The sequence below is a fragment of the Streptomyces sp. NPDC018031 genome (assembly GCF_044327625.1).
In the GTDB taxonomy this organism is placed as follows: domain Bacteria; phylum Actinomycetota; class Actinomycetes; order Streptomycetales; family Streptomycetaceae; genus Streptomyces.
In genome coordinates this window covers 271,503-297,786 of the sequence record NZ_JBIRFT010000004.1, presented here as the reverse complement: position 1 = coordinate 297,786, position 26,284 = coordinate 271,503, and the positions used below count along the sequence as shown (strand labels likewise).

The following is a 26,284-nucleotide window of genomic DNA, read 5'->3' as shown; positions in this document are numbered from 1 at the left end:
CGCGTTCTGATCTGGACGTACTCGATATATCTTCGGCCAAGTCTGCCCCAGGCCACTGACACGTCAAGCCGCGTGCCCGTTCCGTGACCGGATGCGCAAGAAGCCGTCACGCGATTTGCCTTGCTTCCACTGGAACGGGTTTGATGACCGGTCCATCCCGGACCGGTGCAGGGCGTGGAGGCTGTAGCGTGCACTGTCGGAGCACCGTATATAGCGCCGCTGCGAGCGGACAGATCACGACGGCGAGGACCGATGGCACAGACCCAGAGCGCCCAAGGGCCCTTGGAACCTGATGCTGGAGGCACCTCCAGGTCGCAGTCCGGGGGAGGCGGCGGTGCGCCCGATTCGCCGGAGATGTGGGGCAATGGCGGGCTTGTCGGTGACGGACGTTACCGGCTGACCCACCGGCTGGGCCGCGGCGGCATGGCCGAGGTCTTCGCCGCCGAGGACATCCGGCTCGGCCGGACCGTGGCGGTCAAGCTGCTCCGCGCCGACCTGGCTGAGGACCCGGTGTCCAAGGCCCGCTTCACGCGCGAGGCGCAGTCCGTCGCCGGACTCAACCACCACGCCGTCGTCGCCGTGTACGACTCCGGCGAGGACGTGGTGGGCCAGCACACCGTCCCGTACATCGTGATGGAGCTGGTCGAGGGCCGCACCATCCGCGACCTGCTGATCAACGCCGACGCGCCGCCGCCCGACCAGGCCCTGATCATCGTCTCCGGGGTGCTGGAGGCGCTCGCCTACAGCCACCAGCACGGCATCGTGCACCGGGACATCAAGCCCGCGAACGTGATCATCACCAACAGCGGCGCCGTGAAGGTCATGGACTTCGGCATCGCCCGCGCCCTGCACGGCGCGGCGTCCACCATGACCCAGACCGGCATGGTGATGGGCACCCCGCAGTACCTCTCCCCGGAGCAGGCGCTCGGCAAGGCCGTGGACCACCGCTCGGACCTGTACGCCACCGGCTGCCTGCTGTACGAACTGCTGGCGCTGCGTCCGCCGTTCGTCGGCGAGACCCCGCTGTCGGTGGTCTACCAGCACGTCCAGGACATGCCGGTGCCCCCGTCGCAGATCTCCGAGGTGCCGCCGGAGCTGGACGGGCTGGTGATGCGCTCGCTCGCCAAGGACCCGGACGACCGGTTCCAGAGCGCGGAGGAGATGCGCGGCCTCGTCGGTTACGCGCTGCAGATGCTGCACGACGCGGGCGGCCACACCGGCACCTGGAACACCGGCCCGGTCACCCAGCACCTGGGCGCCTCGACCCCGGCCATGGGCATGGGCATGGCCGGCACGACCGCGCTGCCGCACCCCGGGCACGGCGAGACCTCCCAGCAGCCGATACTCCCCGGCCGCTACGGCGACGACGACGGGGGCTTCGACGGCGGGCCCGGCCACGGCGGCGGTTCCGGCCGCGGCCGGAGCAAGCTGTGGCTGCTGGCGGTCCTGGCGGTGATCGCCATCGCGGCGGGGGTCGCGCTGGCCCTGAACCTCGGCGACAAGGACGGCGGGGACAAGAAGCCCAAGCAGCCCAGCACCTCCAGCTCGAAGGCCGAGCCCGAGAAGGAGCCGACCAAGACCGCGACCCAGGTGCCGACGCAGACGCCCGAGACCGGCGGCACCGACGGGGGCTCCGGCGGCTGGGAGCCCTCCCAGGACCCGACCTTCAGCACCCAGCCCCCGCAGGATCCGACCGAGCCGACCGAGGAGCCGACGGGTGGCGAGCCGCCCACCGAGCCGACCGGGGAGCCGACCGGCGAGCCGACCGGTGAGCCCACCGGCGAGCCCACCGGCGGTGAGCCGCCCACCGAGCCCACCGATCCGCCGGACACCGGCGGCGAGACCAACGGCGACCCGGGGGAGATGGGCTGACGCCGGGCCCCGGCGGGACGGCCGCGGCCCCGCGCCGCGGTCGGCCGGGCTCCGGTGGCGGTCCCCGGCCCAGGCCGGTCAGGCGGTGAAGGCCTCGCGGACCGCCTCGTACTCCCGGGTCCACCACACCGCCAGTGCGGCGGCGGCCGGGAACTGCGGATCGGCCCGCCGGTCGCCGAGCTGGTAGTGCCAGCGCAGCATCCAGAAGTCGTTGAGCCGTTCCCACCACACCCGGTGCACCGCGGCGGCCAGCTCGGCCGGGGCGGCCCCGGTCACACAGCGGTAGGCCCGGGCGTACGGGCGTACCTTCTCCAGATCCAGGGTGCCGCCGGGCCGGACGAAGAAGATCGCGGCGGCCCGGACCGCCTCCTCCGCGCGCGGCTGCACGCCCAGGCGGTCCCAGTCCACGATCGCGGCGGGTTCGGTGTCCCGGTAGAGCAGGTTCAGCGGGTGGAAGTCGCCGTGCACCCAGCCGGTGGCCGGGACCACGGCCGGCGGCGGGCGGCGGTGGGCGTGCCGTTCCAGCAGCTCACGGCGCTCGATCAGACGGTGCACGGCCAGGTCGTGGAAGGCGTCCCGTCCCTGACGGGCGCGGGCCAGCGCCAGCAGCCGCTCGATCAGGTCGTAGGTGTGGCAGGGGTCGGCGCCGGACTCGTCGGGGGTGTGCGAGGCGCGCGGGGCGGGCGTGCGCGGGTCGATGACCGCGTCCAGGCACAGGTGGACCAGCCCCAGCAGCGCGCCCAGGGACCAGGACTGGGCGGGGGTGAGCTGGCCCCCGTCGCGGTGCCGCCCCTCGATCCAGGGGTGCAGCGCCCAGCAGCGGCCGTCGATCACGGTGACGGTGTCCCCGTCGGCGTCCGCGACCGGGGGCACGACCGGCAGGCCGAGCGCGTCCAGCCGGGCGGTGACCCGGTGCTGGCGGGCGATGACCGCCCGGTCGCCGTCCAGGTGGTGCTTGAGGAAGTAGCCGCCGTGGGTGGTGGTCAGGTGGTAGCCGCGGTTGAGCAGGCCCTGGGTCAGCGGGCGGCAGTTCAGCGGTTCGCCGGGCAGCCGGTAGTGGCGCAGCAGGGCGTGCAGGGTGGCGCCGTCGGGTGCGGACGGGTCGGCGGGGGCGGGCGGGTCGTCGGGTGTGGCGGGGTCGTCGGCGACGGTGACAGCGGTCCCGGCGCCGCCCGTGACAAATGAGCGCGGCACGTGCCGGATGTTAGATGACCTGTGTCACGGAGCGTACTCGGGTTGACGCGGAGCGGTACCTGCGATGTGATGTACGGTCACGAACTTCGGCTGGACCCTGAGGTACACCGGGTCGAAGGGCTCCCCGTCGATGGTCCGGGGCGGTGGGCCGAAACGATTCAGCTCAGCGGTGGTGGGAGTGGCCGCCCGGGCGGTGCCCACGCACTGCACGGACCAGAACCCGTCCCCGGCGGTCTCCGCGTCCCGTTCCGCCCCCGTTCCGCCCCCGGGCGCCTGCTCCGGGTGGCCGGCGGTGTCGGCGCCGTACGCGACCACCTGGCCGTCGCAGGCGCGGTGGTAGCCGTGGCCGCGGTGCATCCGCAGCAGCACCCCGCCGTCGCTCACGATGTGCCCGGTGGCGGTGGAGTGCGGAAGCGCGCCGATGCTCACCGAGACCCGCCCGTAGGGCGTGCGGCTGAGGAGGTCCAGGGCGCGGGGTTCGCGTCGGGCGTCGATGAGCATGCGTCCACCCTGCCCGGACGGGCCCGGGCGGCCATAGGGGCAGCGGCCCCGAGGCGTGCGGGCCGTAGGTCCCGAAGCGGGCGGGAGCGGACGAACGGCTGTCCGGGCCGGGAGGCCCGCCGGGGCGCCGGCCGCGGCGTCGGAGGGGGCATCGGCGGACCCGGGGCCGGCGGCGGAGGCGCCAGGGCGCCGGGCGGGGGACCGGCCGGAGCCGGGTGCGGGCGGTGGATGTGGCTGGAGGCGGCGGGCCGGGCCGATGGTGGGGATACCCGGTGGGGCGCCGGGGCCGGCGGCGGGGGTGTTCAGCGCTGCTCGGCCTGGAGCCGCGCGACGTACGCGGCGGCCTGCGAGCGGCGTTGCATGTTCAGTTTGGCGAGCAGGCTGGAGACGTAGTTCTTGATGGTCTTCTCGGCCAGGTGGAGCCGTTCGCCGATCGCCCGGTTGGTGAGCCCCTCGCCGATCAGGTCGAGGATCCGGCGCTCCTGCTCGGTGAGGCTCGCCAGTCGGTCGTCGCCCTCGCCCTTCGGCCCGGTGCCGCCCCGCAGCCGCTCCAGCACCCGGGCGGTGGCGACGGGGTCCAGCAGCGACTTCCCGGCGGCCACATCCCGTACCGCCGTGAGCAGTTCGTTGCCCCGGATGGCCTTGAGGACGTAACCGGAGGCGCCCGCCATGATCGCGTCGAACAGCGCCTCGTCGTCGGCGTAGGAGGTGAGCATCAGGCACCGGATGCCCTCGTCGGCGGACCGCACCTCGCGGCACACCTCCACGCCGCTGCCGTCCGGCAGGCGGACGTCGAGTACGGCGACGTCGGGCCGGGCGGCCGGAATCCGGGCGAGGGCGTCCGCGGCCGTGCCCGCCTCCCCGACCACCTCGATGTCCGGTTCACCGGCCAGCAGCTCATGGACACCGCGCCGCACGACTTCATGGTCGTCAAGGAGAAAAACCGTGATATTTCCTTCTTTGGGCACAGATCCAGTTTCCCATACAAAGTCTTCCCTGCGCTTGTCCTCCGGGATAACGTGCCGTTGTTCCGGCGGCCTGCGAGGCTGTGACCAGTGGTGTTTCCCCAGGAGCCCAATTTACTTGGATTTCCAAGCAAAATTGCAGGTCAGAAGGGGTTTCGCGGAGTTGTGAGTCACTGGGTAACGTGCCTTTTGCAGGCCATCCGCCGGGACACTGTCACGCCCCGGTCGGACTTCGGCGCACCCACCCCGTGCGCCGTCACCGACGCAGGGGCGAGCCGCACTGGCCGCCGGCGGACCCCGGGGGCCGGACAGACGGAGGAGCACACGTGACCGTGGACAGCACTGCCGCGCGCAAGCCACGCCGCAGCAGCAGCAAGCGCAGCAGCGCGAAGCAACGCCCGGCGGACGAACCTCAGCTCGTACAACTGCTCACGCCGGAGGGCAAGCGGGTCGAGCACCCTGATTACTCCATCGACCTGACCCCCGACGAGCTGCGCGGGCTGTACCGGGACATGGTGCTGACCCGCCGCTTCGACGGTGAGGCCACCACGCTCCAGCGCCAGGGCGAGCTGGGACTGTGGGCCTCGCTGCTGGGCCAGGAGGCCGCGCAGATCGGCTCCGGCCGGGCGCTGCGCGACGATGACTACGTCTTCCCCACCTACCGCGAGCACGGTGTCGCCTGGTGCCGTGATGTCGACCCGACCAATCTGCTGGGCATGTTCCGCGGCGTGAACAACGGCGGCTGGGATCCCAACACCAACAATTTCCACCTGTACACCATCGTCATCGGCTCCCAGACGCTGCACGCCACCGGCTACGCGATGGGCGTGGCGAAGGACGGCGCGGACAGTGCCGTGATCGCCTACTTCGGTGACGGTGCCTCCAGCCAGGGCGATGTCGCCGAGGCGTTCACCTTCTCCGCCGTGTACAACGCCCCGGTCGTCTTCTTCTGCCAGAACAACCAGTGGGCGATCTCCGAGCCGACCGAGAAGCAGACCCGGGTGCCGCTGTACCAGCGCGCGCAGGGCTACGGCTTCCCGGGCGTGCGGGTGGACGGCAACGACGTGCTGGCCTGCCTCGCGGTCACCCGGGCCGCGCTGGACCGCGCCCGCGGCGGCGAGGGCCCGATGCTGATCGAGGCGTTCACCTACCGCATGGGCGCCCACACCACCTCCGACGACCCGACCCGCTACCGCTCCGCCGAGGAGCGGGAGCTGTGGGAGGCGAAGGACCCGATCCTGCGGCTGCACACCTACCTCACCGAGGAGGGCCTGGCCGACGAGGCGTTCTTCAGCGAGCTGGAGACCGAGAGCGACGCGCTCGCCAAGCGGGTGCGGGACGCGGTGCGGTCGATGCCCGACCCGGACGACATGGCCATGTTCGACCACACCTACGCCGACGGGCACGCGCTCGTCGACGAGGAGCGCGCGGCCTTCGCCGAGTACCAGGCTTCGTTCGTCACCGAGGAGGGCAACTGACATGGCACCCCAGAAACTGTCGCTCTCCAAGGCGATCAACGCGTCCCTGCGCACCGCGCTGGAGAACGACCCCAAGGTCGTGATCATGGGTGAGGACGTCGGCAAGCTCGGCGGCGTCTTCCGGGTCACCGACGGCCTGCAGAAGGACTTCGGCGAGGAGCGGGTCATCGACACCCCGCTGGCCGAGTCCGGCATCGTGGGCACCGCGATCGGCCTGGCGCTGCGCGGCTACCGCCCGGTGGTGGAGATCCAGTTCGACGGCTTCGTCTTCCCGGCGTACGACCAGATCGTCACCCAGCTCGCCAAGATGCACGCGCGGGCGCTGGGCAAGGTCAAGATGCCGGTCGTCATCCGCATCCCGTACGGCGGCGGCATCGGCGCGGTGGAGCACCACAGCGAGTCCCCCGAGGCGCTGTTCGCGCACGTCGCGGGGTTGAAGGTGATCTCCCCGGCGAACGCCTCGGACGCCTACTGGATGATGCAGCAGGCGATCGCCTCCGACGACCCGGTGATCTACTTCGAGCCCAAGCGCCGCTACCACGACAAGTCCGAGCTGGACACCGAGGCCATTCCGGGCCCGCTGCACACCGCCCGGGTGACCCGGGAGGGCACCGACCTCACCCTGGTGGCCTACGGGCCGATGGTGAAGGTGTGTATGGACGCGGCCGCGGCCGCCGCCGAGGAGGGCAAGTCGATCGAGGTCGTGGACCTGCGGTCGATCTCGCCCATCGACTTCGACACCGTCCAGCGGTCGGTGGAGAAGACCGGCAGGCTGGTCGTGGTGCACGAGGCGCCGGTCTTCCTGGGCAGCGGCTCGGAGATCGCCGCCCGCATCACCGAGCGCTGCTTCTACCACCTGGAGGCCCCGGTGCTCCGGGTCGGCGGCTACCACGCCCCGTACCCGCCGTCCCGGCTGGAGGACGAGTACCTTCCGGGACTGGACCGGGTGCTCGACGCCGTCGATCGCTCGCTGGCGTACTGAAGGGCTTGAGGAGAGTCGTGAACATGGCTACAACCGACCAGCGCTTCCGCGAGTTCAAGATGCCCGACGTGGGCGAGGGACTCACCGAGGCCGAGATCCTCAAGTGGTACGTGGCGCCGGGCGACACGGTGACCGACGGCCAGATCGTCTGTGAGGTGGAGACCGCCAAGGCCGCGGTCGAGCTGCCGATCCCGTTCGACGGCGTGGTGCACGAGCTGCGCTTCGGTGAGGGCGTGACGGTGGACGTCGGCACCGTCATCATCTCGGTGGACACCCAGCCGGACGCGGGCGACGCGCCCGCCGCCGCCCCGGCCGCCGAGGCCGCCCCGGCCCCGGCCGCTCCCGCCGAGGAGCCGGAGCCGGAGGAGCCGCAGGGCCGCCAGGCGGTCCTGGTGGGCTACGGTGCCGCCCCGTCCTCCACCAAGCGCCGGCCGCGCAAGCCGCAGCCCGGCAAGGCCGCGCCGAGCGGCGTCGCGGCGGCGATACAGGGTGAGCTGAACGGCCACGGCACCGCCCCGGTCCCGGTTTCACGTGAAACCACGGCCCCCGCCCCGGCCCCCGGCACCGCCTTCGCGGCCCCGGCCGGCGCCCGTCCGCTGGCCAAGCCGCCGGTCCGCAAGCTGGCCAAGGACCTCGGCATCGACCTGGCCACGGTCACCCCGACCGGCCCGGACGGCACCATCACCCGCGAGGACGTCCACGCGGCGGCGGCGCCCGCACCGGCCACCCCGGCTCCGGCGGCGGTCCCCGCGCCCGCCGTGGCGGAAGCCGCACCGGCCGCCGTGGCCGTCGGCGACCGCGAGCGCCGGGTCCCGGTCAAGGGCGTACGCAAGGCCACCGCCCAGGCGATGGTGAACAGCGCCTTCACCGCTCCGCACGTCACGGAGTTCATCACCGTCGACGTCACCCGGACGATGAAGCTGGTCCAGGACCTGAAGCAGGACCCGGACATGGCGGGGCTGCGGGTCAACCCGCTGCTGCTGGTGGCCAAGGCCCTGCTGATCGCCATCCGCCGCAACCCGGACGTCAACGCGTCCTGGGGCGAGGCCAACCAGGAGATCGTCTACAAGGACTACGTCAACCTGGGCATCGCGGCCGCGACCCCGCGGGGGCTGATCGTCCCCAACATCAAGGACGCGGGCGCCAAGACGCTGCCCGAGCTGTCCCGGGCGCTGTCCGACCTGGTCGCCACCGCCCGCGAGGGCAAGACCAGCCCGGCGGACATGTCCGGCGGCACGGTCACCATCACCAACGTCGGCGTCTTCGGCGTCGACACCGGTACCCCGATCCTGAACCCCGGCGAGTCCGCGATCCTCGCCTTCGGCGCGATCAAGCTCCAGCCGTGGGTCCACAAGGGCAAGGTGAAGCCGCGCCAGGTGACCACCCTCGCCCTCTCCTTCGACCACCGCCTGGTCGACGGGGAACTGGGGTCCAAGGTGCTGGCCGACATCGCGGCGGTCCTGGAGAACCCGAAGAAGCTCATCACCTGGAGCTGACCACCGGGTGCCGGTCGCGACGGGCGGGGAGCGCACGCTTCCCGCCCGCCGCGGCCCGGCGCGGCCGCCACCGGGGGCCACGGCCGGGGAAGCTCGCGGCCGGCTGAAAGGCGCCGACCGGGCGGCCGGCTGAAAGGCGCCGGCCGGGCGGCCGGCAGGTGGTCGACCGGCTGACCGCGGACGGCGTACCGGGTCGGCCGCGCCCCGACGACCTTGACCTGAAGTCGAGTTGAAGTCCTAGCGTTCCTGTCGTCCACGGAAACGGCGACGACGGGAGAGCACGGCAATGATCCTGGTGACCGGTGCGACGGGGAACATCGGTGGCGCGCTGCTGCGCGAACTGCGGGCGCACGGCGCCGGGCCGGTGCGAGGGCTGACCCGGGACCCCTCCCGGGCGGCGTTCCCCGAAGGGGTGACGGCCGTCGGGGGAGACCTCGGCCGCCCCGCGACGCTCAAGGCCGCGCTGGACGGGGCGCGTTCACTGTTCCTGGTGCCGGGGTCCGGCGGCGAGGCGGACGTTCTCACGGCGGCCCAGGAAGCGGGCGTGGAGCACGTGGTGCTGGTCTCGTCGATCACCGTCGAGACCCACCCGCATCTGCCCCCCGCGGCCCAGAACCACGCGCTGGAACTGGCGCTCCGGGACAGCGGCATGGCGTGGACCGTACTGCGCCCGTCCCAGTTCGCCTCGAACACCCTGTGGTGGGCGGAGTCGATACGGGAACACGACCTGGTCCGCGCCCCGTACGGAGACGTCGGACTCCCCGCGATCCATCCGGCGGACATCGCGGCGGTGGCCCGGGTGGCCCTGACCGAGCCCGGCCACCGGGGCCGGACCCACACGCTGACCGGACCGGCGCGGATCAGCCCCCGGGAGCAGGTGGCGGCCATCGCCGAGGCCCGTGGCCGGGCGATCTCCTTCGAGGAGACGGACCGGGCGCAGGCCCACCGGGAGATGGCGGCGTTCCTGGGGGACGAGGTCGCCGCCGCGGTGCTCGACCTGACCGGCGGGGACGTCAACGAGGCGATCCTGACGGTACGCGACGAGGTCGCACAGCTCACCGGGGCGCCGGCCCGGACCTTCCGGGAGTGGGCCCAGGAGCACGCCGCCGCCTTCCGCTGACCCCTCCGGCCGTCCGGAGCGGGCCCCGGCCCCGCTCCGGACGGCTCCCCGTCCCGCATCGCGGACGACCCTGTCGACGTATACCTGTTGTATCTATGATGCGTGCATGCCTTCGCCGTCCGCTCCCGTCGCCGTCCCCGAGGCCGCCCGCAGAACCGTCACCGGGCCGGCGCCGACCGCCGGACAGCCGGCGCCCGGCAAGCAACCGCCCGCCGCCGAACGGGTCTTCGCCCACGTGAAGCAGGCCGTGCTGGAGCGGCGCTACGAGGGCGGCACACTGCTCACCGAAGGCGACCTGGCCGAGGCCGTCGGGGTCTCCCGGACCCCGGTGCGGGAGGCGCTGCTGCGGCTGGAGGCGGAAGGGCTGATCAAGCTCTACCCGAAGAAGGGCGCCCTGGTGCTGCCGGTCTCCGCGCAGGAGATCGCCGACGTGGTGGAGACCCGGCTGCTGGTGGAGGAGTACGCCGCGCGCAAGGCCGTGCCCGCGCCGGGGGCGCTGATCGAGCGCCTGGAGGAACTGCTGGCGGAGCAGAGACGGCACGCGGACACCGGGGACCTGGCGGCCGTGGCGGTGAGCGACCGCTGCTTCCACGCCGAGATCGTGCGCCATGCGGGCAACGCCATCCTCGCCCGCCTCTACGACCAGTTGCGCGACCGCCAGCTGCGGATGGGCGTCGCCGTGATGCACGCCCACCCCGACCGGATCGCCAAGAACATCGCCGAGCACACCGAGATCCTCGACGCGCTGCGCAGCGGTGACGCCGACGGCGCCGCCGCCGTGGTGCACCGGCACGTCAGCTGGGTGAAGAACCTGGCGCGGGGCGAGGAGCGGTGAGCGTCACCGACTCGTCGCGCACCGGGAACGGCGGACCCGCGCTGCCCGGCGACCCTCCCGGCGGCCGCCGGGCGATGGCGGTCTGGGGACTCGGCGTCGCCATCTACTTCGTCGTCATCACCTACCGCACCAGCCTCGGCGTGGCGGGCCTGGACGCCGCCGAGCGCTTCGACATCAACGCCTCCGCGCTCTCCTCGTTCTCCATCCTCCAGCTGCTGGTCTACGCGGGCATGCAGATACCCGTCGGCCTGCTGGTGGACCGGCTCGGCACCCGCAAGGTGCTCACCCTGGGCGTGGTGCTGTACACCAGCGGGCAGTTCGGCTTCGCGCTGTCCGAGTCCTACGCCACCGCGCTCGCCTCCCGGGCCCTGCTGGGCTGCGGCGACGCGATGACCTTCATCAGCGTGCTGCGGCTGGGCTCGCGCTGGTTCCCGGCCCGCCGGGGACCGCTGATCGCCCAGGTCGCCGCGCTCTTCGGAATGGCCGGCAACCTCATATCCACGCTGGTGCTCGCCCAGTTGCTGCACCGCTTCGGCTGGACCCCGACCTTCGCGGGCAGCGCGCTCGGCGGGGTCCTGATGCTGGTACTGGCGCTGCTGTTCCTCAAGGACCACCCCGAGGGGTACGAACCGGCCCCGGCCGCCGGCCCCGGCAGGCCCGGCTCCGGCAAGGGGTACGTGGGACGGCAGATCGCCGCCACCTGGCGGGAGCCCGGCACCCGGCTGGGCATGTGGGTGCACTTCACCACCCAGTTCCCGGCGATGGTCTTCCTGCTGCTGTGGGGGATGCCCTTCCTGGTGGAGGCACAGGGCCTGAGCCGCGGTGAGGCCAGCGAACTGCTCACCCTGATCGTGCTCTCCAACATGGCCACCGGCCTGGTCTTCGGGCAGATCATCGCCCGCCACCACGCCGCCCGCGGCCCGCTGGCCCTCGGCACGGTCGCGGCCACCGCGGTGCTGTGGGCGGCGGTGCTGGCCTGGCCGGGCGACCACGCCCCCGGCTGGCTGCTGATCCTGCTCTGCGTGGTGCTGGGGATCTGCGGCCCGGCCTCCATGATCGGCTTCGATTTCGCCCGGCCGGCCAACCCGCCCGAGCGGCTCGGCACCGCCTCCGGGATCGTCAACATGGGCGGCTTCACCGCGTCGATGACGACGCTGCTCGCGGTGGGGGTGCTGCTCGACGCGACGGGCGGCGACTACCGGATCGCGTTCTCCTCGGTCTTCGTCCTCCAGGCGCTGGGGCTGACCCAGATCCTCCGGCTGCGCGGGCGGGCGCACCGGCTGGAACAGGAGCGGGTGGTGGCCAGCCGGGTGGAGGCGGTGCACGTCCCGGCCTAGCCACCACGGCCCCGGCGGCCATCACGGCCCCGGCGGCCACGGCGGCCCCCGGCGGCCCGCCGCTCGCCGTGCCACCGCTGCCTGCCGTGCCCGCCTGGCTTCCCGCCCGCCTGGCCGCATGACCGCCTGGCCGCATGACCGCCTGGCCGACCGCCTGACCGGCCGGGTCCGTAGCGCCCGACGGGCCCGGGAAATACCGCGTGACCCGGCCCGAACCGGCTTGCTAGCGTGTGCTCGTGCCGGAAACAGACAAGGTGCGCCGTCGCTGAGAGCGACGGCGCAACACCCCCGTTCTCGCCGTCGCTCCTGACCTGTGGCCAGGAGCGCCTTCGTGGTGCTCGGATCCCCCTTGCTCCGGAGCACACCCATGTTCACCTTGTCCCTTCGTCAACGCCGGCGTGTCCTGTGGGCCGCCCTCGCCTCCGACGCGGTCTTCCCCCTCGCCATCACCGGCGCGACGGCGGCCGTCCCCGACGTGACCGCCCGGCTGCCCGGCCCGGACGTGCTGGGCCCGTGGATCGTCCTCGGGTACAACGGGCTGTTCGCCGCGGCCCTGCTGCTGGCCGGGGCGACCGCGGACCGGCTCGCCCGCACCCGCTTCTTCGCCGCCGGCAACCTCCTCGTCGCGGCCACCGGGGTGCTGTCCGCCCTCGCTCCGGACCTGGTGTCCCTGGTGGCACTGCGGGTCGTCGCGGGCGTCGGGGCGGCGATGTGCGCGGCCGGCGGATCGTCGATGCTGCTCGCCGTGTACCCGCCGGAGGAGCGGCCCCGGGTGTACGGCTACACCGGTGCCGTGCTGGGCAGCAGCCTGGCGTTGGGCCCGGTCGTCGCCCAGGCCCTGATGGCCGTCGGCGGGTGGTCCCTGGTGTTCCTCGCCCCGGCGGCCGTCGCCGCCGTCGCGGCCCTGGCCACGCTCGGGCTGCCGGGCCTGCGCAGCCCCGGCCGGTCCGCCGACTTCGACCTGGCGGGCGCCCTGCTGTTCGGGGCGATCGTCGCCGCCGTGGTGACCGCGCTCGGGATGGGCTTCGGGGCGGGCGTCCCGTGGTGGGGACCGGGCGGGCTCATCCTGCTCGCGGCGGCCGGCGCCGTCCGCCTGGTCCGCGTGGAGCGGCGCGCGCCCGACCCGGCGATCCCGGTGGACCTGCTGCGGATACCCGCCTACCGGGCGTACGCCGTGTCGACCGGCGCGTTCATGGGGATGCTGGTGGTCGGGCTGGCCGTGCTCCCCCGGCTCGGCGCCGCCCACCACATGGGCGCGGGCGAGGCGGCGGTGACGCTCGCCCTGCTGACCGCGCCGTCCACGGTGCTCCCGCTGCTCGCCGCCCGGCTGGCCCGCCGGCTGGCCCGGCGACTGGTGCTGACGGCCCTGTCCGCCTGCGCCGTCACCGCCGTCGTCCTGCAACTGACCGACCGTCCCGCGGCCCTGCTCGTCGCCGCCGGGGTCATCGGGGTGTGCCTCGGGCTGACCGAGGGCGTCCCGGACGGGCAGGCGCTGAAGTATGTGCCCGCCCGGCGCGGCGGGGCGGGGGCCGCCCTGTTCAGCACGGCGCGGATGAGCCTGGAGACGTTCACGCTGGCCGCCGCCACCGGCGTGATGGCGGCGCTGGGCCCGGCGTCCGGAATGGCGGTCGCCGGCGCCATGTGCCTGGCCGCCGCCCTCGTCGTCCGGCGGGCCGTCCCCGCCCGCGACCCGCGACCGGGCGCGGCCCGCGGGGCCGGCCGCCCGCGGACGGCGGACGAGCCGCTGCCGCCCGGCAGTTGATCAACTGGGGGCCACCGGGTGGTCATTGGCCCGAGACCCGGTCCGCCGCGCTCCCGCAGCATGGGCCCGGTACCCGGTTCGACGCCTTCCCGTCTCGATCCCAAGGACTTCCCGTGTTCGTCTTCGCCCACGTCAGCGACCTTCACCTCGGACAGGACCGGCAGGACGGCGGCGCCCGCGCGGCGCGCCGGGCCCGCCGGGTGATGACCTACCTCGACGAACTGCCGGGCTCCCTCGACGCGGTGCTGGTCACCGGTGACATCGCCGACCACGGCACGCCGGAGGAGTACCGGGCGGCGGCCGGGATACTCGGCTCCCGGCACCCGGTGCTGCTCTGCCCCGGCAACCACGACGTGCGGCCCGCCTACCGGGAGTTGCTGCGCGACCGGGGCGACACCGAGCGGGCCGCGGACCCCGGGGCACCGGTGGACCGGATCCACCGGCTGCCCTGGCGCGCCGCCGGCACCGCACCGGGCCGGCCGGCCGCCGAGGTGACCTTCCTGATGTGCGACTCGACGATCCCGGGCCGCCACGACGGCTTCCTCGGCGATACGACACTGGCCTGGCTGGACCGCCGGCTCGCCCAGTCCCCGTCGGACGCGCCCGCCTTCGTCGCCTTCCACCACCCGCCGGTGGACCTGCACACCCCGTACGTCGACGAGATCCGGCAGCACGGCGAGGAGCGGCTCGCGGAGGTGCTGTCCCGGCATGAGCAGGTGGTGGCCGTGCTGTGCGGGCACGCGCACACCGGCGCCGCCACGACCTTCGCCGGTCTGCCGCTGCTGGTCGCGCCGGGTGTGGTCTCCACCGTCACCCTGCCGTGGGAGGGCGACGACCCGGTCGACTACGAACTGCCGCCGGTGATCGCGTTCCACGTGCTCCACGACGACCTGCGGCTGACCACGCACTTCCGCACCGTCCCGTGATCCGGCGGCGGGTGGCCGGGGTTCCCGGCGGGGCCGGACGTCCCCGGGCGGCGGCGCCGCGGTCCGGGCCCGGCGGCCGGCGGTCAGGCGCGCCGGGGGACCGGCGCCACCGGGGTCACGGCGTGACGGGGAAGTTCCGCAGGATCGCGTCGGCGAGCTCCTGGTCGCCTTCCCTCTTCACCCGCTCGGCCACCGCGTCCGGGCGCACCCGGCCGGCCGCCAGCCGCAGGTAGGTCTCCCAGTCCGTGCTGATGGTGACGGCCGGGCCCAGCGAGACGCTGCCGTCGATGGTGCCCTTGCCGTCCTTGTCCACCCGCACCGTACGCATGAACTCCAGCGGCCCGTTCACGTCGAACACGACCGCGGAGCCGGCCGGCGCGCCCGCCCGCTTGGCGACCACGACCGGCAGCCGGGACAGGAGCGTGTCGCGGGCGATGTGGGCGCCCGGCGAGTCGAGGTTGCCCGGCTTGCCCAGAGCCCGGCGCAGGTCCTGCTCGTGCACCCACACGTCGAACGCGCGCATCCGGAGGCACTGCTCCAGCGTGACCTCCTTGCCCGCCAGCGGCCCGCGCACCATCGTCTCCGGGTCGCGCTTCTCGTTCCGCAGCTGCCGGGAGCGGCGGATGACGAGGTACTCCAGTTCGGCGGTCATCTCCGGCGCGGTGTGGCACCGGCGCACGTCGACCTGGACCTCCATGTAGCGCGACAGCTCGTCCTTGACGTGGAACAGGTCGCGCGGCAGGGCGTGTATCGGGCGCGGGTCGCCCAGCATCTCGGTGTCCAGGCCGATGACATGGGAGACCAGGTCACGCACCGACCATCCCGGGCACTCGGTCGCCCGGTTCCACTCGCCCTCCACGAGCGGGTTCACCAACGCTTGTATCGCCTCGACGGAGTGCGTCCAGGCGTCGATGGAGGTCTGAAGGCTGGGATGGACGGTCACGGGACCCCTCGGGCGGTTGGTACGCGGGCTGGGTGCTCTCAGGCGTTTAAGTTACGCTGCGCGAGGGCGACCCGGCAGTGCTTTCGCCTCTGATCGTAGGCCCCGATGGACGGCTCGATACCTGAGAGCGGTGGTACTGTGCGCGCCTCCCTGATCCAGATCGGTGTGGACCCGGACGAGCCGGTGGAAAACCGCCGGGTGAGGTCGGCCGCACTCGTACGGGAACAGGCCGGCGCGGACCTGGTGGTGCTCCCCGAGCTGTGGACCGTGGGGGCCTTCGCCTACCAGTCCTTCGCCGCCGGAGCCGAGCCGCTGGACGGCCCGACGGCCCGGGCCATGTCGGCGGCGGCGCGGGACGCGGGGGTGTGGCTGCACGCGGGCTCCATCGTCGAGCGGGCCCCGGCCGCCGGGGCGCCGGACGGGGCGCTGTACAACACCTCGCTGCTGTTCGCCCCGTCCGGGGAACTCGTCCGCGACTACCGCAAGATCCACCGCTTCGGCTTCGACGAGGGCGAGGCGGTGCTGATGAGCGCGGGCGAGGAGATCGTCACCGCGGACCTGCCGGACGCCACCATCGGCCTGGCCACCTGTTACGACCTGCGCTTCCCGGAGATGTTCCGGCTGCTGGTGGACGCCGGCGCGCACCTGCTGGTGATCCCCGCGGGCTGGCCGGCCCGGCGCCGCGAGCACTGGACGCTGCTGGCCCGCGCCCGCGCCGTGGAGAACCAGTGCTACGTGCTGGCCTGCGGCACCGCGGGCAGCCACGCGGGGGTGGAGCAGGCCGGCCACAGCATCGTCGTCGACCCCTGGGGCGAGGTGCTCGCCGAGGCGGGCCCGGACGAGCAGGTGCTCACCGTGGAACTGGACGTGGCGAAGGTGGCCGGCACCCGCGAGGCGTTCCCGGCGTTGCGCGACCGGGTGCTCGGGCTGCCCGCACCGCGCCGCTGACGCACCGGCACCGGGCGGCGCGGCGCACCGCCATGGCGGGACCCGCCACCGGCACCGGCAATGGCACTCTTGAACCATGAACGATGCCGCTCCGGCGCCCACCCCCGCGCCCGCGCCCCGCCGTGCCCGTGTCCGTGCCCCCGAGCTGATCGGCAAGGGTGGCTGGCTGAACACCGGAGGCAACGAGCTGACCCTCGCCGACCTGCGAGGCAAGATCGCCGTTCTCGACTTCTGGATTTCCTGAACCAATGTGCGCACTTCTCGCTAGCGTGGGGACGTGCACCAACACACCACTGCTGACCTGTACTTGCGCCTGTCCCTGGACCGGGAGGGCAAGACCGCGATCGACCGCCAGGAAGCCGACTGCCGGGCGTGGGCGGAGCGCAACGGACTGACCGTCCGCAAGGTCCACATCGACCGTGGCCGTTCCGGTTACAAGAACGTCAGCCGCAAGGGATTCGATGCGGCGATCACAGCAGCCACGGCCGGCGTCGTGGGCGTTCTGATCGTCTGGAAGCTCGACCGCCTGTCCCGCAAAGGCATCGGCGAGGTCGGCAAGGCGCTGGACGACATAGGCCGGGTCGGCGGACGGCTGGTCTCCGTCATGGATGGCCTCGACACGAAGAACGACAGCGCCCGGGTCACCATCGCGATGCTGGCGGAACTGGCGCGGAACGAGTCCCGCAACCTTGGGATGCGCGTCGGCAACGCCAAGCGGTACCTACGCCAGCGGGGCCAGTGGATCGGTGGACAGCCGCCTTACGGGCTGCTGGTGGACCCGGAAACGAAGAAGCTCGTCCACGACCCCGAGACCGCCGTCTACGCACGCCTGATCGCCGACGAGGCGCTGTCCGGGAAGGCCCTCGTCCACATCGCCCGGCTGCTGAACGAGCATGGGGTGGAGTCTGTTCGTGGCGGCGAGTGGAACTCGTCCAGCGTCATGCAGCTCCTTCGCTCACCGGCCTTCGCCGGTCTCATGCCGCAGACCGAGTACGAGGAGCAGCCGGACGGGACACGCAAGTACATGAACCGGGTCTCTCCCTACCGGGACCCGGAGACGCTGGAGACTGTGGGTATCGGTGAGGGGATCATCACGGTCGGGGAGCGCGAACTCATCCTCCGCCAGCTCGAAGCGCGCACGTTCCCTCTGGCGGGGAAGCGGCACGGTCACAAGCAAGGGAAGTCACTGCTCACCGGGATAGCGCGTTGCGGGCTCTGCGGGGCCCGGATGAGCAAGGCCGGCACGTCGTACCAGTGCTCCAGCCACCGGATGGGGCGAGGATGCTCAGGCGTATCGGCTCGGGTGGAGAGCATCGACGACTACGTGACCCGGGCATTCCTCTCACGCCTGCCGTCCCTGGAGCCCCAGGACCCGCTGCTCGCCGTGATCGCCGATCGCTGGGTGCAGAGGGAGGACCCGGAGGTTTTCGCGAAGCGGGACGCGATCGAGACGGAGATCGCGGACGAAGGGGCTCGTCTGGCGGACCTGGAGGAGGCCAGGTACGTCCGTGGCGAGTTCACCGGCGCAGACGCGATCGACCGGTACAACCGGCTCGCCGGACGACTTCGTACCCGGATCGAGGGGCTGCGCGCGGACCTAATGCGGATGCCGACCCCTTCCGTGGACATCTCTCCTCTCCTGGACGCGGGCCTGCTGCGTGAAGCTTGGGAAGCCGACGATACTGCCGGAAGGCGTGAACGCCTGGGCCTCGCAATCGATCGAGTGGAAGTCCGGCGAGGCAGGGTGGGTGTGAGGTTCGACGGCGACGAGCGCTGCCGGATCGTCTGGGCGACGAGAGGCGGTGCTGGGGAGGAGTCAGCGGGTGACGAAGTGACGGAATGACGGTCGAAGTCCATTACCTCTTTAAGAGATGTTCTGAGTCTCTATGGATGGAATAGAACTAAACGTCATTCCGTCACTTCGTCACTGGGGCGGCCCGAGCGTCGGTGCGAAGTTGCGCCGTGGTCGCCATCCCGACCCCGGCCCCAGCTCCACGCTGGGTGTGACTCCGTTTTTCGGGCCCACCGTGGCTCTGACCAGCGCATATCGATTGCCGAAGGCGCGAGAGCGGCACAGTTAACGCCCTGCAAATCCCGCCGAAGGCCCCACCCGTGGGGTCTTCGGCCCATCAGGTGCCCCGTCGGATGTCACTCCGGCGGCTGGCTGTACCTCTCCAGCGTCGCCTTGCTCGTGGACCGGTCCACCAGCCGCAGTTCCCAGGGGCCGGTATTCACGTCGAAGTCCTTGCCGAAGCCGACCCACTTCCCGGCCATACGCCGCCCGGTCGGCTCGACCAGGAGTTGGATGGCCCCGTGGTAGCGGGCCCCGTTGTAGTAGCCGTCTGCGGCAGTCTGCTCGACCCACGTACCCGTGACCACGTTGCGATCAACGGTCAGATCCAGCGTGAGCGGGCTGTCCGGGTTGCTGCTCGCCCCAGGCAGACTCTGAACGGTCAGCCGGTTCCCATGCTGGACGATCACTACGTAGTGCTTACCCTCGTACGAGTCGCCCCGGCTCGAAGAGAAGAACTCATAGCGGCTGAGCCACACTCCCGAAAACGTCTCCTCACCCGTCTGCGCGGTGGGCTGCGCGCCTACAGAGGCAGACGCGACACCGGTTGTGCCGGTCTCCATGTCATGCCCTCCCTTTCCGTCTGAGCGGACTCGTGCCATCGGCACCGGCAGGGCGAACCCCAGTGCCTCGACCGGACGCCCAGTGACCCGTTCTAAGGCCCTGGCGTACACGCCCCGAGGCGTCTTGCTCGTGCCGGACTCCCAGCGCTGCACCAGCCGCTTGGAAGCCTCGTTCGGCTCCCCCAGTTCCGCACCTGCCCGGCGGAGCGCCTTGGCAAAGTCGTCTTGGCTTAAGCGCAGGCCGATACGCACGGCCCGCAGCACATCATTCGGTACCACGGCGGTCGTCGTCATGACGTCAAAGCTAGACCGAACAGCCATGCAATGACACCGGTTTGACGCCCTGGAGGGCGTTATTGACACCCCACTGAGTGACGCCCAGGCGACGCCCGAAGCGTCGTCGTTCCGACCGACCGGCGGCGGGAACATCGCTTCACCAACCGGACCCGGCAAGCGGAAGGCCAACGATGACCATGATCGTGCGGGTGTCTCGCGACTCCGGCCAGACGTTCGGCTCTGAGGTGATCTACCCCAGCAGCAGCGCCGAGAAGCCGTTGACCCCCATGGCCTCCGCCGCCTGGCCCCCCTGCAAGTGCCGCCGACGTTCCTCACAGACCAGGAAGGCACAGACGTGACGATCACCGACACGACGAAGACCGTGTACGACCTCATCACCCCGGAGCTGAGGGCCGACCTCATCACCATGGTCCGCGAGGACTCCTGGCCGGAGATGACCGACGACCAGGGCCAGCGCGGCGTCAACCAGGTGGCGGCCTTCCTCGCCGTCGCCGCGAACACCACGGAGAGGGCCACGCCCAGCCTTCGCGTGGACCTGTTCTGGGCACGCACTCGTGCTCCACACCAAGGACTACGCCAGGGTCTGCGACGCGCTCGGCGGCGGGTTCATCCACCACGCCCCCGACCGCACATACGGCCACAACCCGGCCGAGGGCCGGGCCGCGATGCGTCGGACGGCCGAGATGATCCGATCGGCCGGCTTCGACGTGGACCCGGAGTTCTGGCCGATCAACAGCGCAGCCGACTGCACCCAGAGCTACGCGGGCTGCTCCGACAGCCCCGTCGCCAAGTAGCTCCGACTCAAGCGGAGCGACTGACCCACGAGAGCTTCAGCCGCCCGGTATCGTGCCGGGCGGCTGTCGCCGTGAACGAGAACGGACAGGTAGTGACTGACGCTCGCAGCACCGCATGGGACACCTACTCGCAGAGCAAGACCCAGCGGCGGAAGACTAACGCCAAGGGCGAGACCACGTGGTTCAACTGGACCCAGTACCCGGACCACGGCCCCCGGGTCGACGTGCTCAAGCTCAATCCGGGAGACAGCGCACTCGACCTCGGGTGCGGGTCTGGAGGAAACGCTGCTCACCTCGCAACGCTCGGCATGAAGTCCATCGGGATCGACCTCTCCGCCAAGCAGCTCGACAAGGCACGCGAGCGGTGGCCGGGCGTGAACGAGATGGAACTCCACCAGGCCGACGCGCTCACCTACCTCGGAGACACGTACACGATCTTCGATGCGGTCTACAGCGTCTTCGGCGCTGCCTGGTTCACCGACCCCGGTCTACTGCTGCCTTTGGTTCACGCGAACCTCAAGCCGGGTGGCGTCTTCGCCTTCTCCCAGCGGCCCCCGGTTGAAGGGTGCTACGGCTGCCAGGCGTCATACATCCCGCGCGGGCCCGAAGAAGACCCCGCTGTCGTCAAGCGGTGGGACTACGAACCCGATGTGTGGGCGCTGATTCTCAAGGAACACGGCTTCGTGGACGTATCAGCGTCCGTGCTTGCCCCACCCCCCGGTAGTCGGCGCACAGGAACCCTGTTCGTCCGGGGCGTCCAAGGAAGCTAGTCCGTGGTGGAGCGGATCCCGTAGCTGCGCAGGGCAGCGGCGTCGTACGTCCGTGATCCGGTGTTCATGGGCCAATGGCAAGCTTGAAACATGAACGATGCTGCCCCGGCGCCCACCCCCGCGCCCGCGCCCCGCAAGCGTGCCCGTGTCCGTGCCCCCGAGCTGATCGGCAAGGGGGGCTGGATCAATACCGGCGGGAAAGACCTGAAGCTCGCCGATTTCCGAGGTCGCACATTGATCCTCGATTTTTGGACGTTCTGCTGTGTGAACTGCCTGCACGTCCTGGACGAGCTGCGGGAGCTGGAGGAGCGGCACCGGGACACCGTGGTGATCGTCGGGGTGCACTCGCCGAAGTTCGTGCACGAGGCCGACCACCAGGCGGTGGTGGACGCCGTGGAGCGCTACGAGGTGCACCACCCGGTGCTGGACGACCCGGAGCTGGCCACCTGGAAGCAGTACGCGGTCCGGGCCTGGCCGACCCTGGTGGTCATCGACCCGGAGGGGTACATCGTCGCCCAGCACGCCGGTGAGGGCCACGCCCACGCCATCGCCAGGCTGGTCGAGGAGCTGGAGGCCGAGCACGCCGCGAAGGGCACCCTGCGGCGCGGCGACGGGCCGTACGTGCCGCCGGAGCCGGTCGCCACCGAACTGCGCTTCCCCGGCAAGGCGCTGCCGCTGCCCTCGGGCGGCTTCCTGGTCTCCGACACCACCCGGCACGCGCTGGTGGAACTCGCGGCGGACGGTGAGACGGTGGTCCGCCGGATCGGCACCGGGGAGCGCGGGCTGGTCGACGGGCCGGCGGACCGCGCCCGGTTCAGCGAGCCGCAGGGCCTGGCGCTGCTGCCCGGTGGCGAGGTGGTCGTCGCCGACACCGTCAACCACGCGCTGCGGACGTACGACCCGCGGACCGGCGAGGTGGCGACGGTCGCCGGGACCGGACGGCAGTGGTGGCAGGGCTCGCCCACCTCCGGCCCCGCCCGGGACATCGACCTCTCCTCCCCCTGGGACGTGGCCTGGTTCGCGGACCGGCTGTGGATCGCGATGGCGGGCGTCCACCAGCTGTGGACCTACGACCCGGAGCGCGGGACCGTCGGGGTGGCCGCGGGCACCACCAACGAGGGCCTGGTCGACGGACCCGCCGACCAGGCGTGGTTCGCCCAGCCGTCCGGCCTCGCCGCCGCCGGCGACCGGCTGTGGGTGGCCGACTCCGAGACCTCCGCCATCCGCTGGGTGGAACGTGCGCCGGGCGCGGCGGACGCCGGCTTCGTGGTCCGCACCGCGGTGGGCACCGGCCTGTTCGACTTCGGCCACCGCGACGGGCCGGCGGAGCAGGCGCTGCTCCAGCACCCGCTCGGGGTCACCGCGCTGCCCGACGGGTCGGTCGCGGTCTGCGACACCTACAACCACGCGCTGCGCCGCTACGACCCGGCGACCGGCGAGGTCAGCACCCTCGCCACGGATCTGCGGGAGCCGTCCGACGCGGTGGTCGCGGACGACGGCATCGTGGTGGTGGAGTCCGCGCGGCACCGGCTGACCCGGCTGCGGCTCCCCGAGGAGGCGGTGCGGGTCGACGCGGTGGCCCACCGCACCCAGCGCGCGGCCACCGAGATCGCCGGCGGCACCCTCCGGCTGGAGGTGGTCTTCCAGGCGCCCGCCGGGCAGAAGCTCGACACCCGGTACGGGCCCTCCACCCGGCTGCTGGTCAGCGCTACCCCGCCGGAGCTGCTGGCGGAGGGCGAGGGCGCGGGTACCGACCTGAGCCGTGACCTGGTCCTGGCGGAGGGTGTCACCGAGGGCGTGCTGCACGTCTCGGCGATGGCCGCGTCCTGCGACGACGATCCGGCGAACGAGTACCCGGCCTGCCATGTGCACCAGCAGGACTGGGGCGTTCCGGTACGGGTCACCGAGGGCGGCGCGGAACGGCTGCCGCTGGTGCTGGCCGGGATGGACGAGGCGGCGGCCGGGGCCTGAGGCCCCGGCCGGGTCCCGGACTACCACATGATGGCGTCCTCGACGTCCCGCTGCCAGTAGCTGACGCTCGCCGAGTCGTCGACGGTCAGGGTGCGCGGCAGGGCCAGCTCGGCGCTGTCGCCGACGCTGCCGTCCTGGTCGGGTCCGGCGAAGCTGACGCTGAGCCGGGTGACCTCGCGCGGGTTGGTGCCCGAGCCGTCGCCGGCGAAGTAGCCGATGCCGGCGTAGGCGCTCTCACCGGGGGTGAGGGTGACCACGGCCTGCGGCTTGCTGTCCTCGACCGGCGGGATGGTCGACTGGGGGTCGTCGAAGCCCAGGTACGGGTAACCGTAGGCGTGGCAGGGGGCCTTCGAGGTGTTGGTGATCGTGAGCAGCAGGTGGTTGATGGGCCGCTTGACCTCGCTGACCCGGAGCGACACCTGGGTCGGGGTGCAGGCGGGCGTGTCGGCGTCGACGGTGTCGCCGCCGCGGCTGCCGGACCGCTCAGTGGTGCCGGTGCCGGTGCTCTGACCGGCGGCCGGGCCGGAGTCGGAGCCCTTGGCGGCGGTCTCGGTGCCGGTGCCGGTGCTCTTCCCGGTGGCCGGGCCGGAGTCGGAGCCCTTGGCGGCGGCCTGGGTGCCGGTGCCGGTGCTCTTCCCGGTGGCCGGGCCGGAGTCGGAGCCCTTGGCGCCGGCCGGGTCCGCGGCCTTCTCGGACGAGGCCGAGAGGTCCGCGGCCCCGCTCCGGCGCACTCCGTCTCCGCTGTCCGACCCGCAGGCGGTGAGGGTCAGGGCGGCCGCGGCGGTCAGCGCGGCGGCGGCGATCCGCAGGGTGCGGGTGCGGCGGGTGGCGGTGGCGGTCATGGTCGGTTCCCCCCGGGGGTGCGGCGGTCTGCTTCGGTCTGGTGATGAGCCTGCCGGAGCGCGCTTCCGTACCGTTGCCGCCGTGCTAACGCTCCACTAACACCCGCCTGGGGCCCTGCCGGAGCACCGGGTGCCCGGCCCCCGACCGTTCCGGCGGCGACGTGGTCCGGGTGCCGCCGCCGCACCGCCCGGGCCCGGCGTGATGCCCGGTCCGGTGCCGCCGCTCCCCGTGGCGTGCGGGTACCCGTTCGCCTCCTCGGCCCCGCCCCGGGCACGGTCGTCCGTCACCCGCGGTCCGGTTCGGGCCGCGCCGGGGCCGCCGCTCCCGGGGCGTGCGGGTACCCCACGCCCCCCCTTGGCCCCGCCCCGGGCACGGTCCGTCCGTCACCCGTGGCCGTGCCCGGTACGCGCCGTGCCGCCGCCCCGGTGTCCGGGGCCGCCGCTCCCCGGGCGCGCCGGGCGCCCGCTCGCCCGTCGGCGTTCCCGGGCCGCACCGGGGCCACCGCCCCGGCGCCGGCGGCGGCGCCGGGGCGGGTCAGCCGCCGTCCGGGTCCCGGCCCGGGTCCGGGCGGTCCCGTCCCTCCTGGGCGAAGAGCTTCACCAGATCGCTCATGACGTAGCGGTTGGTGGCCTCCTCGTCGATGAGGTGCACCTCGGCGAGCCGGTCCAGGGCGTCCCGGGTGACGTCCGGGTCGGAACCGGCGAGCTCGGCGACCGCCCCGGCGTCGACCTCCCGGGCGAAGCTGGTGCCCAGGGTGGCGAGCAGCCGTACGTCGTCCGCGGAGAGCCGGGCCACCGAGGCGCGCAGCGCGGCGGCCACCCCGGTGTCCTCGGCCGACAGCAGCGCCAGCCGCTTCCGTTCGTCGCGCAGGGCGGACGCCAGCCGGGCCAGCCGCCACCGGGGACGGGCGGTGAGCTGGGCGGCGGCGGCCCGCAGCGCGAGCGGCAGGCCGTTGCACAGCGCCACCAGTTCGTGGGCGGCGGCCGGGTCCTCGGTGACCCGGTCCTGCCCGAGGACGGCACCGAGCAGTGCCACGCCGTCCTCGGTGTCGAGGGCGTGCAGCCGCACCGGCCGGGCGGAGTCGGTGGCGACCAGGCCGTCCAGCCTGCTGCGGCTTGTCACCAGGGTGGCGCAGGCCGGGCCGGCCGGCAGCAGCGGCCGTACCTGGGCGGAGCTGCGGGCGTTGTCGAGGACGACCAGCAGCGCCCGGTCGGCCGCGAGGGACCGGTACAGCGCCGCCGCGGCGTCGGCGGACTCCGGGATGCGCGCCGCCTCGACCCCCAGCGCCAGCAGGAACTCCCGGAGGACCTGGCCGGGTTGGGCCTCCTCGCCGCCGCTGAAGCCGCGCAGGTCGGCGAAGAGCCGCCCGTCGGGGAAGGCGTCGGCGTGGGAGTGCGCCCAGCGGACGGCGAGAGCGGTCTTGCCGACCCCGGCCGGGCCGGAGACCAGGACCAGGGCGCTGTCCGCGGAGGCGGCTCCGCCGGGCAGCGCGAGCCGGGTCAGCTGCGCCGATTCCGCGGTGCGGCCGAGAAATCCGGCCGGGGGGCGGGGCAGCAGCTGGGGCGGGGCCGGGCGGCCGGGGGCGGTGGGGCCGCCGGCCGCCCGGGGCGGTCCGGCGGACCCGCCGGGCGGCCAGGCTCCGTCGGCCGGCCCGGGTGCGCCGGTGGGCGGCTCGGCCCCGGCGGGCGGCGGTGTCACCGCGCCGGTGGATCCGGGCGGCGGCAGCGCGCCGGTGGGCCGGGGCGGCGGCACCGTGCCGGGCGGGGTCCCGGCGGCCGTGCCGGGTGCCGGTGCCGCGTCGGGCGGGGTGCGGCCGGGCGGTGGCACGGTGCGGTTCCGGCCGGGTCCGGCCGCGGGCCGGTCCGGCTGCCCGGCGTGGGCACCGGTGAGGATGCGCTGGTAGGCGGCGCGCAGCCGTTCCCCGGGGTCGACGCCGAGTTCGTCGGCGAGCAGCCGGCGGGTGTGGTGGTAGCGGTCGAGCGCGTCGGACTGGCGTCCGGCCCGGTACAGCGCCAGCATCAGCGCGGCGACCAGCCCCTCGCGCAGCGGGTGGGTGACCGCCTCGGCGGCGAGGACCGCGGCGGCCCGGTCGTGTTCGCCCAGCGAACCGTAGGCGGTGCCGAGGGATTCCACGGCGGTCAGCCGGCGCTCCTCCAGGGCGTGCGCGGCGGCGGCGAGCGGCGGTGAGGACACGGTGCCGGTGAGGGCCGGTCCGCGCCACAGCGTCAGCGCCTCGTGGAGCAGCCCGACCGCCTGTTCCGGGGCGGCCGTGGGCCGGGCCAGCGCCGCGAGTTCGCTGAACCGGTGGGCGTCCACCAGGGATTCGGGCAGCCGCAGCAGATAGGCCGACCCGCGGGTGGTCAGTTCGACGCCGTACTGTTCCGCGCCGCCGCCGGCGAGGGTGGCGCGGAGTTTGGACACATGTCCCTGGATCACCGTGCGGGCGTGTTCGGGGGGTTCTTCCTCCCATACGGAGGCCGTCAGCTGTTCGACGGAGACCGTGGTGTTGGGCTGTAGCAGCAGCATGGCGAGCACGCTGCGCCGTTTCGGCGGTCCGAGCGGCAGCTCGGCGCGTTCGTCGGTGACGGTAACCGGACCCAGCAGCGAGAACTCCAC

At 72.9% G+C, this 26,284-nt stretch carries 22 protein-coding genes; 15 read left to right on the top strand and 7 right to left on the bottom strand.

Annotation, left to right across the window (positions count from 1 at the left end; translation table 11 throughout):
• Positions 1–252 precede the first annotated feature (252 nt).
• Positions 253–1,872, top strand: a complete 1,620-nt coding sequence (locus ACH4B3_RS13570) for a protein kinase (RefSeq protein ID WP_398462977.1) — start codon at positions 253–255, stop codon at positions 1,870–1,872.
• Between the two features lie 78 nt (positions 1,873–1,950).
• Here ACH4B3_RS13570 and ACH4B3_RS13565 read toward each other — a convergent pair whose 3' ends face one another.
• The 3 genes from ACH4B3_RS13565 to ACH4B3_RS13555 all read right to left on the bottom strand — a co-directional run bounded on the left by ACH4B3_RS13565 (position 1,951) and on the right by ACH4B3_RS13555 (position 4,535).
• The gene (locus ACH4B3_RS13565; protein WP_398463169.1) at positions 1,951–2,949 is read right to left on the bottom strand and encodes a phosphotransferase; all 999 of its coding nucleotides are present in this window, start codon (positions 2,947–2,949) and stop codon (positions 1,951–1,953) included.
• A gap of 141 nt (positions 2,950–3,090) precedes the next feature.
• Complete coding sequence (locus tag ACH4B3_RS13560) at positions 3,091–3,567, bottom strand: pyridoxamine 5'-phosphate oxidase family protein (protein ID WP_398462976.1); 477 nt, start codon at positions 3,565–3,567, stop codon at positions 3,091–3,093.
• Positions 3,568–3,869: 302 nt separating this feature from the next.
• Positions 3,870–4,535, bottom strand: a complete 666-nt coding sequence (locus ACH4B3_RS13555) for a response regulator (RefSeq protein ID WP_398462975.1) — start codon at positions 4,533–4,535, stop codon at positions 3,870–3,872.
• 323 nt (positions 4,536–4,858) lie between these two features.
• Here ACH4B3_RS13555 and pdhA point away from each other — a divergent pair, with 323 nt between their 5' ends.
• The 8 genes from pdhA (at position 4,859) to ACH4B3_RS13515 (ending at position 14,468) form a co-directional block, all read left to right on the top strand.
• On the top strand, positions 4,859–6,010 hold the full coding sequence (gene pdhA, locus ACH4B3_RS13550) for a pyruvate dehydrogenase (acetyl-transferring) E1 component subunit alpha (RefSeq protein ID WP_398462974.1): 1,152 nt from the start codon (positions 4,859–4,861) through the stop codon (positions 6,008–6,010).
• A gap of 1 nt (position 6,011) precedes the next feature.
• Complete coding sequence (locus tag ACH4B3_RS13545) at positions 6,012–6,992, top strand: alpha-ketoacid dehydrogenase subunit beta (protein ID WP_398462973.1); 981 nt, start codon at positions 6,012–6,014, stop codon at positions 6,990–6,992.
• A 23-nt stretch (positions 6,993–7,015) separates the two neighbouring features.
• Positions 7,016–8,488, top strand: coding sequence for a dihydrolipoamide acetyltransferase family protein (locus ACH4B3_RS13540; protein ID WP_398462972.1), 1,473 nt, complete (start codon positions 7,016–7,018; stop codon positions 8,486–8,488).
• A 286-nt stretch (positions 8,489–8,774) separates the two neighbouring features.
• Positions 8,775–9,608 (top strand): SDR family oxidoreductase, encoded by an 834-nt coding sequence (locus ACH4B3_RS13535; RefSeq protein WP_398462971.1) that lies wholly within the window; start codon positions 8,775–8,777, stop codon positions 9,606–9,608.
• Positions 9,609–9,714: 106 nt separating this feature from the next.
• The gene (locus tag ACH4B3_RS13530) at positions 9,715–10,443 is read left to right on the top strand and encodes a GntR family transcriptional regulator (RefSeq protein WP_398462970.1); all 729 of its coding nucleotides are present in this window, start codon (positions 9,715–9,717) and stop codon (positions 10,441–10,443) included.
• 74 nt (positions 10,444–10,517) lie between these two features.
• The gene (locus ACH4B3_RS13525; protein ID WP_398463168.1) at positions 10,518–11,780 is read left to right on the top strand and encodes a nitrate/nitrite transporter; all 1,263 of its coding nucleotides are present in this window, start codon (positions 10,518–10,520) and stop codon (positions 11,778–11,780) included.
• Between the two features lie 367 nt (positions 11,781–12,147).
• Complete coding sequence (locus tag ACH4B3_RS13520) at positions 12,148–13,542, top strand: MFS transporter (protein ID WP_398462969.1); 1,395 nt, start codon at positions 12,148–12,150, stop codon at positions 13,540–13,542.
• Positions 13,543–13,655: 113 nt separating this feature from the next.
• Positions 13,656–14,468: a metallophosphoesterase gene (locus tag ACH4B3_RS13515; RefSeq protein ID WP_398462968.1), complete on the top strand. Its 813-nt coding sequence runs from the start codon at positions 13,656–13,658 to the stop codon at positions 14,466–14,468.
• A 115-nt stretch (positions 14,469–14,583) separates the two neighbouring features.
• On the opposite strand, the gene ACH4B3_RS13510 is transcribed toward ACH4B3_RS13515, so the two are convergent.
• The gene (locus tag ACH4B3_RS13510) at positions 14,584–15,411 is read right to left on the bottom strand and encodes a maleylpyruvate isomerase family mycothiol-dependent enzyme (protein WP_398462967.1); all 828 of its coding nucleotides are present in this window, start codon (positions 15,409–15,411) and stop codon (positions 14,584–14,586) included.
• 138 nt (positions 15,412–15,549) lie between these two features.
• Here ACH4B3_RS13510 and ACH4B3_RS13505 point away from each other — a divergent pair, with 138 nt between their 5' ends.
• The 3 genes from ACH4B3_RS13505 (at position 15,550) to ACH4B3_RS13495 (ending at position 18,202) form a co-directional block, all read left to right on the top strand.
• A complete protein-coding gene (locus tag ACH4B3_RS13505; RefSeq protein ID WP_398462966.1) occupies positions 15,550–16,359 on the top strand; it encodes a carbon-nitrogen family hydrolase in 810 nt (269 codons plus the stop codon).
• Positions 16,360–16,435: 76 nt separating this feature from the next.
• Positions 16,436–16,603, top strand: a complete 168-nt coding sequence (locus ACH4B3_RS13500) for a hypothetical protein (RefSeq protein WP_398463179.1) — start codon at positions 16,436–16,438, stop codon at positions 16,601–16,603.
• Positions 16,604–16,636: 33 nt separating this feature from the next.
• The gene (locus ACH4B3_RS13495) at positions 16,637–18,202 is read left to right on the top strand and encodes a recombinase family protein (RefSeq protein WP_398462965.1); all 1,566 of its coding nucleotides are present in this window, start codon (positions 16,637–16,639) and stop codon (positions 18,200–18,202) included.
• Positions 18,203–18,507: 305 nt separating this feature from the next.
• Here ACH4B3_RS13495 and ACH4B3_RS13490 read toward each other — a convergent pair whose 3' ends face one another.
• On the bottom strand, positions 18,508–19,287 hold the full coding sequence (locus ACH4B3_RS13490; protein ID WP_398462964.1) for a helix-turn-helix domain-containing protein: 780 nt from the start codon (positions 19,285–19,287) through the stop codon (positions 18,508–18,510).
• 557 nt (positions 19,288–19,844) lie between these two features.
• Here ACH4B3_RS13490 and ACH4B3_RS13485 point away from each other — a divergent pair.
• The 3 genes from ACH4B3_RS13485 (at position 19,845) to ACH4B3_RS13475 (ending at position 22,825) form a co-directional block, all read left to right on the top strand.
• The gene (locus ACH4B3_RS13485) at positions 19,845–20,084 is read left to right on the top strand and encodes a hypothetical protein (RefSeq protein ID WP_398462963.1); all 240 of its coding nucleotides are present in this window, start codon (positions 19,845–19,847) and stop codon (positions 20,082–20,084) included.
• A 71-nt stretch (positions 20,085–20,155) separates the two neighbouring features.
• On the top strand, positions 20,156–20,854 hold the full coding sequence (locus tag ACH4B3_RS13480) for a class I SAM-dependent methyltransferase (protein ID WP_398462962.1): 699 nt from the start codon (positions 20,156–20,158) through the stop codon (positions 20,852–20,854).
• A gap of 90 nt (positions 20,855–20,944) precedes the next feature.
• On the top strand, positions 20,945–22,825 hold the full coding sequence (locus ACH4B3_RS13475; RefSeq protein WP_398462961.1) for an NHL domain-containing thioredoxin family protein: 1,881 nt from the start codon (positions 20,945–20,947) through the stop codon (positions 22,823–22,825).
• 20 nt (positions 22,826–22,845) lie between these two features.
• Here the strand turns inward: ACH4B3_RS13475 and ACH4B3_RS13470 are convergent, their stop codons facing one another.
• Positions 22,846–23,667 (bottom strand): DUF4232 domain-containing protein, encoded by an 822-nt coding sequence (locus tag ACH4B3_RS13470; RefSeq protein WP_398462960.1) that lies wholly within the window; start codon positions 23,665–23,667, stop codon positions 22,846–22,848.
• Between the two features lie 535 nt (positions 23,668–24,202).
• Positions 24,203–26,284, bottom strand: a complete 2,082-nt coding sequence (locus tag ACH4B3_RS13465; protein WP_398462959.1) for a BTAD domain-containing putative transcriptional regulator — start codon at positions 26,282–26,284, stop codon at positions 24,203–24,205.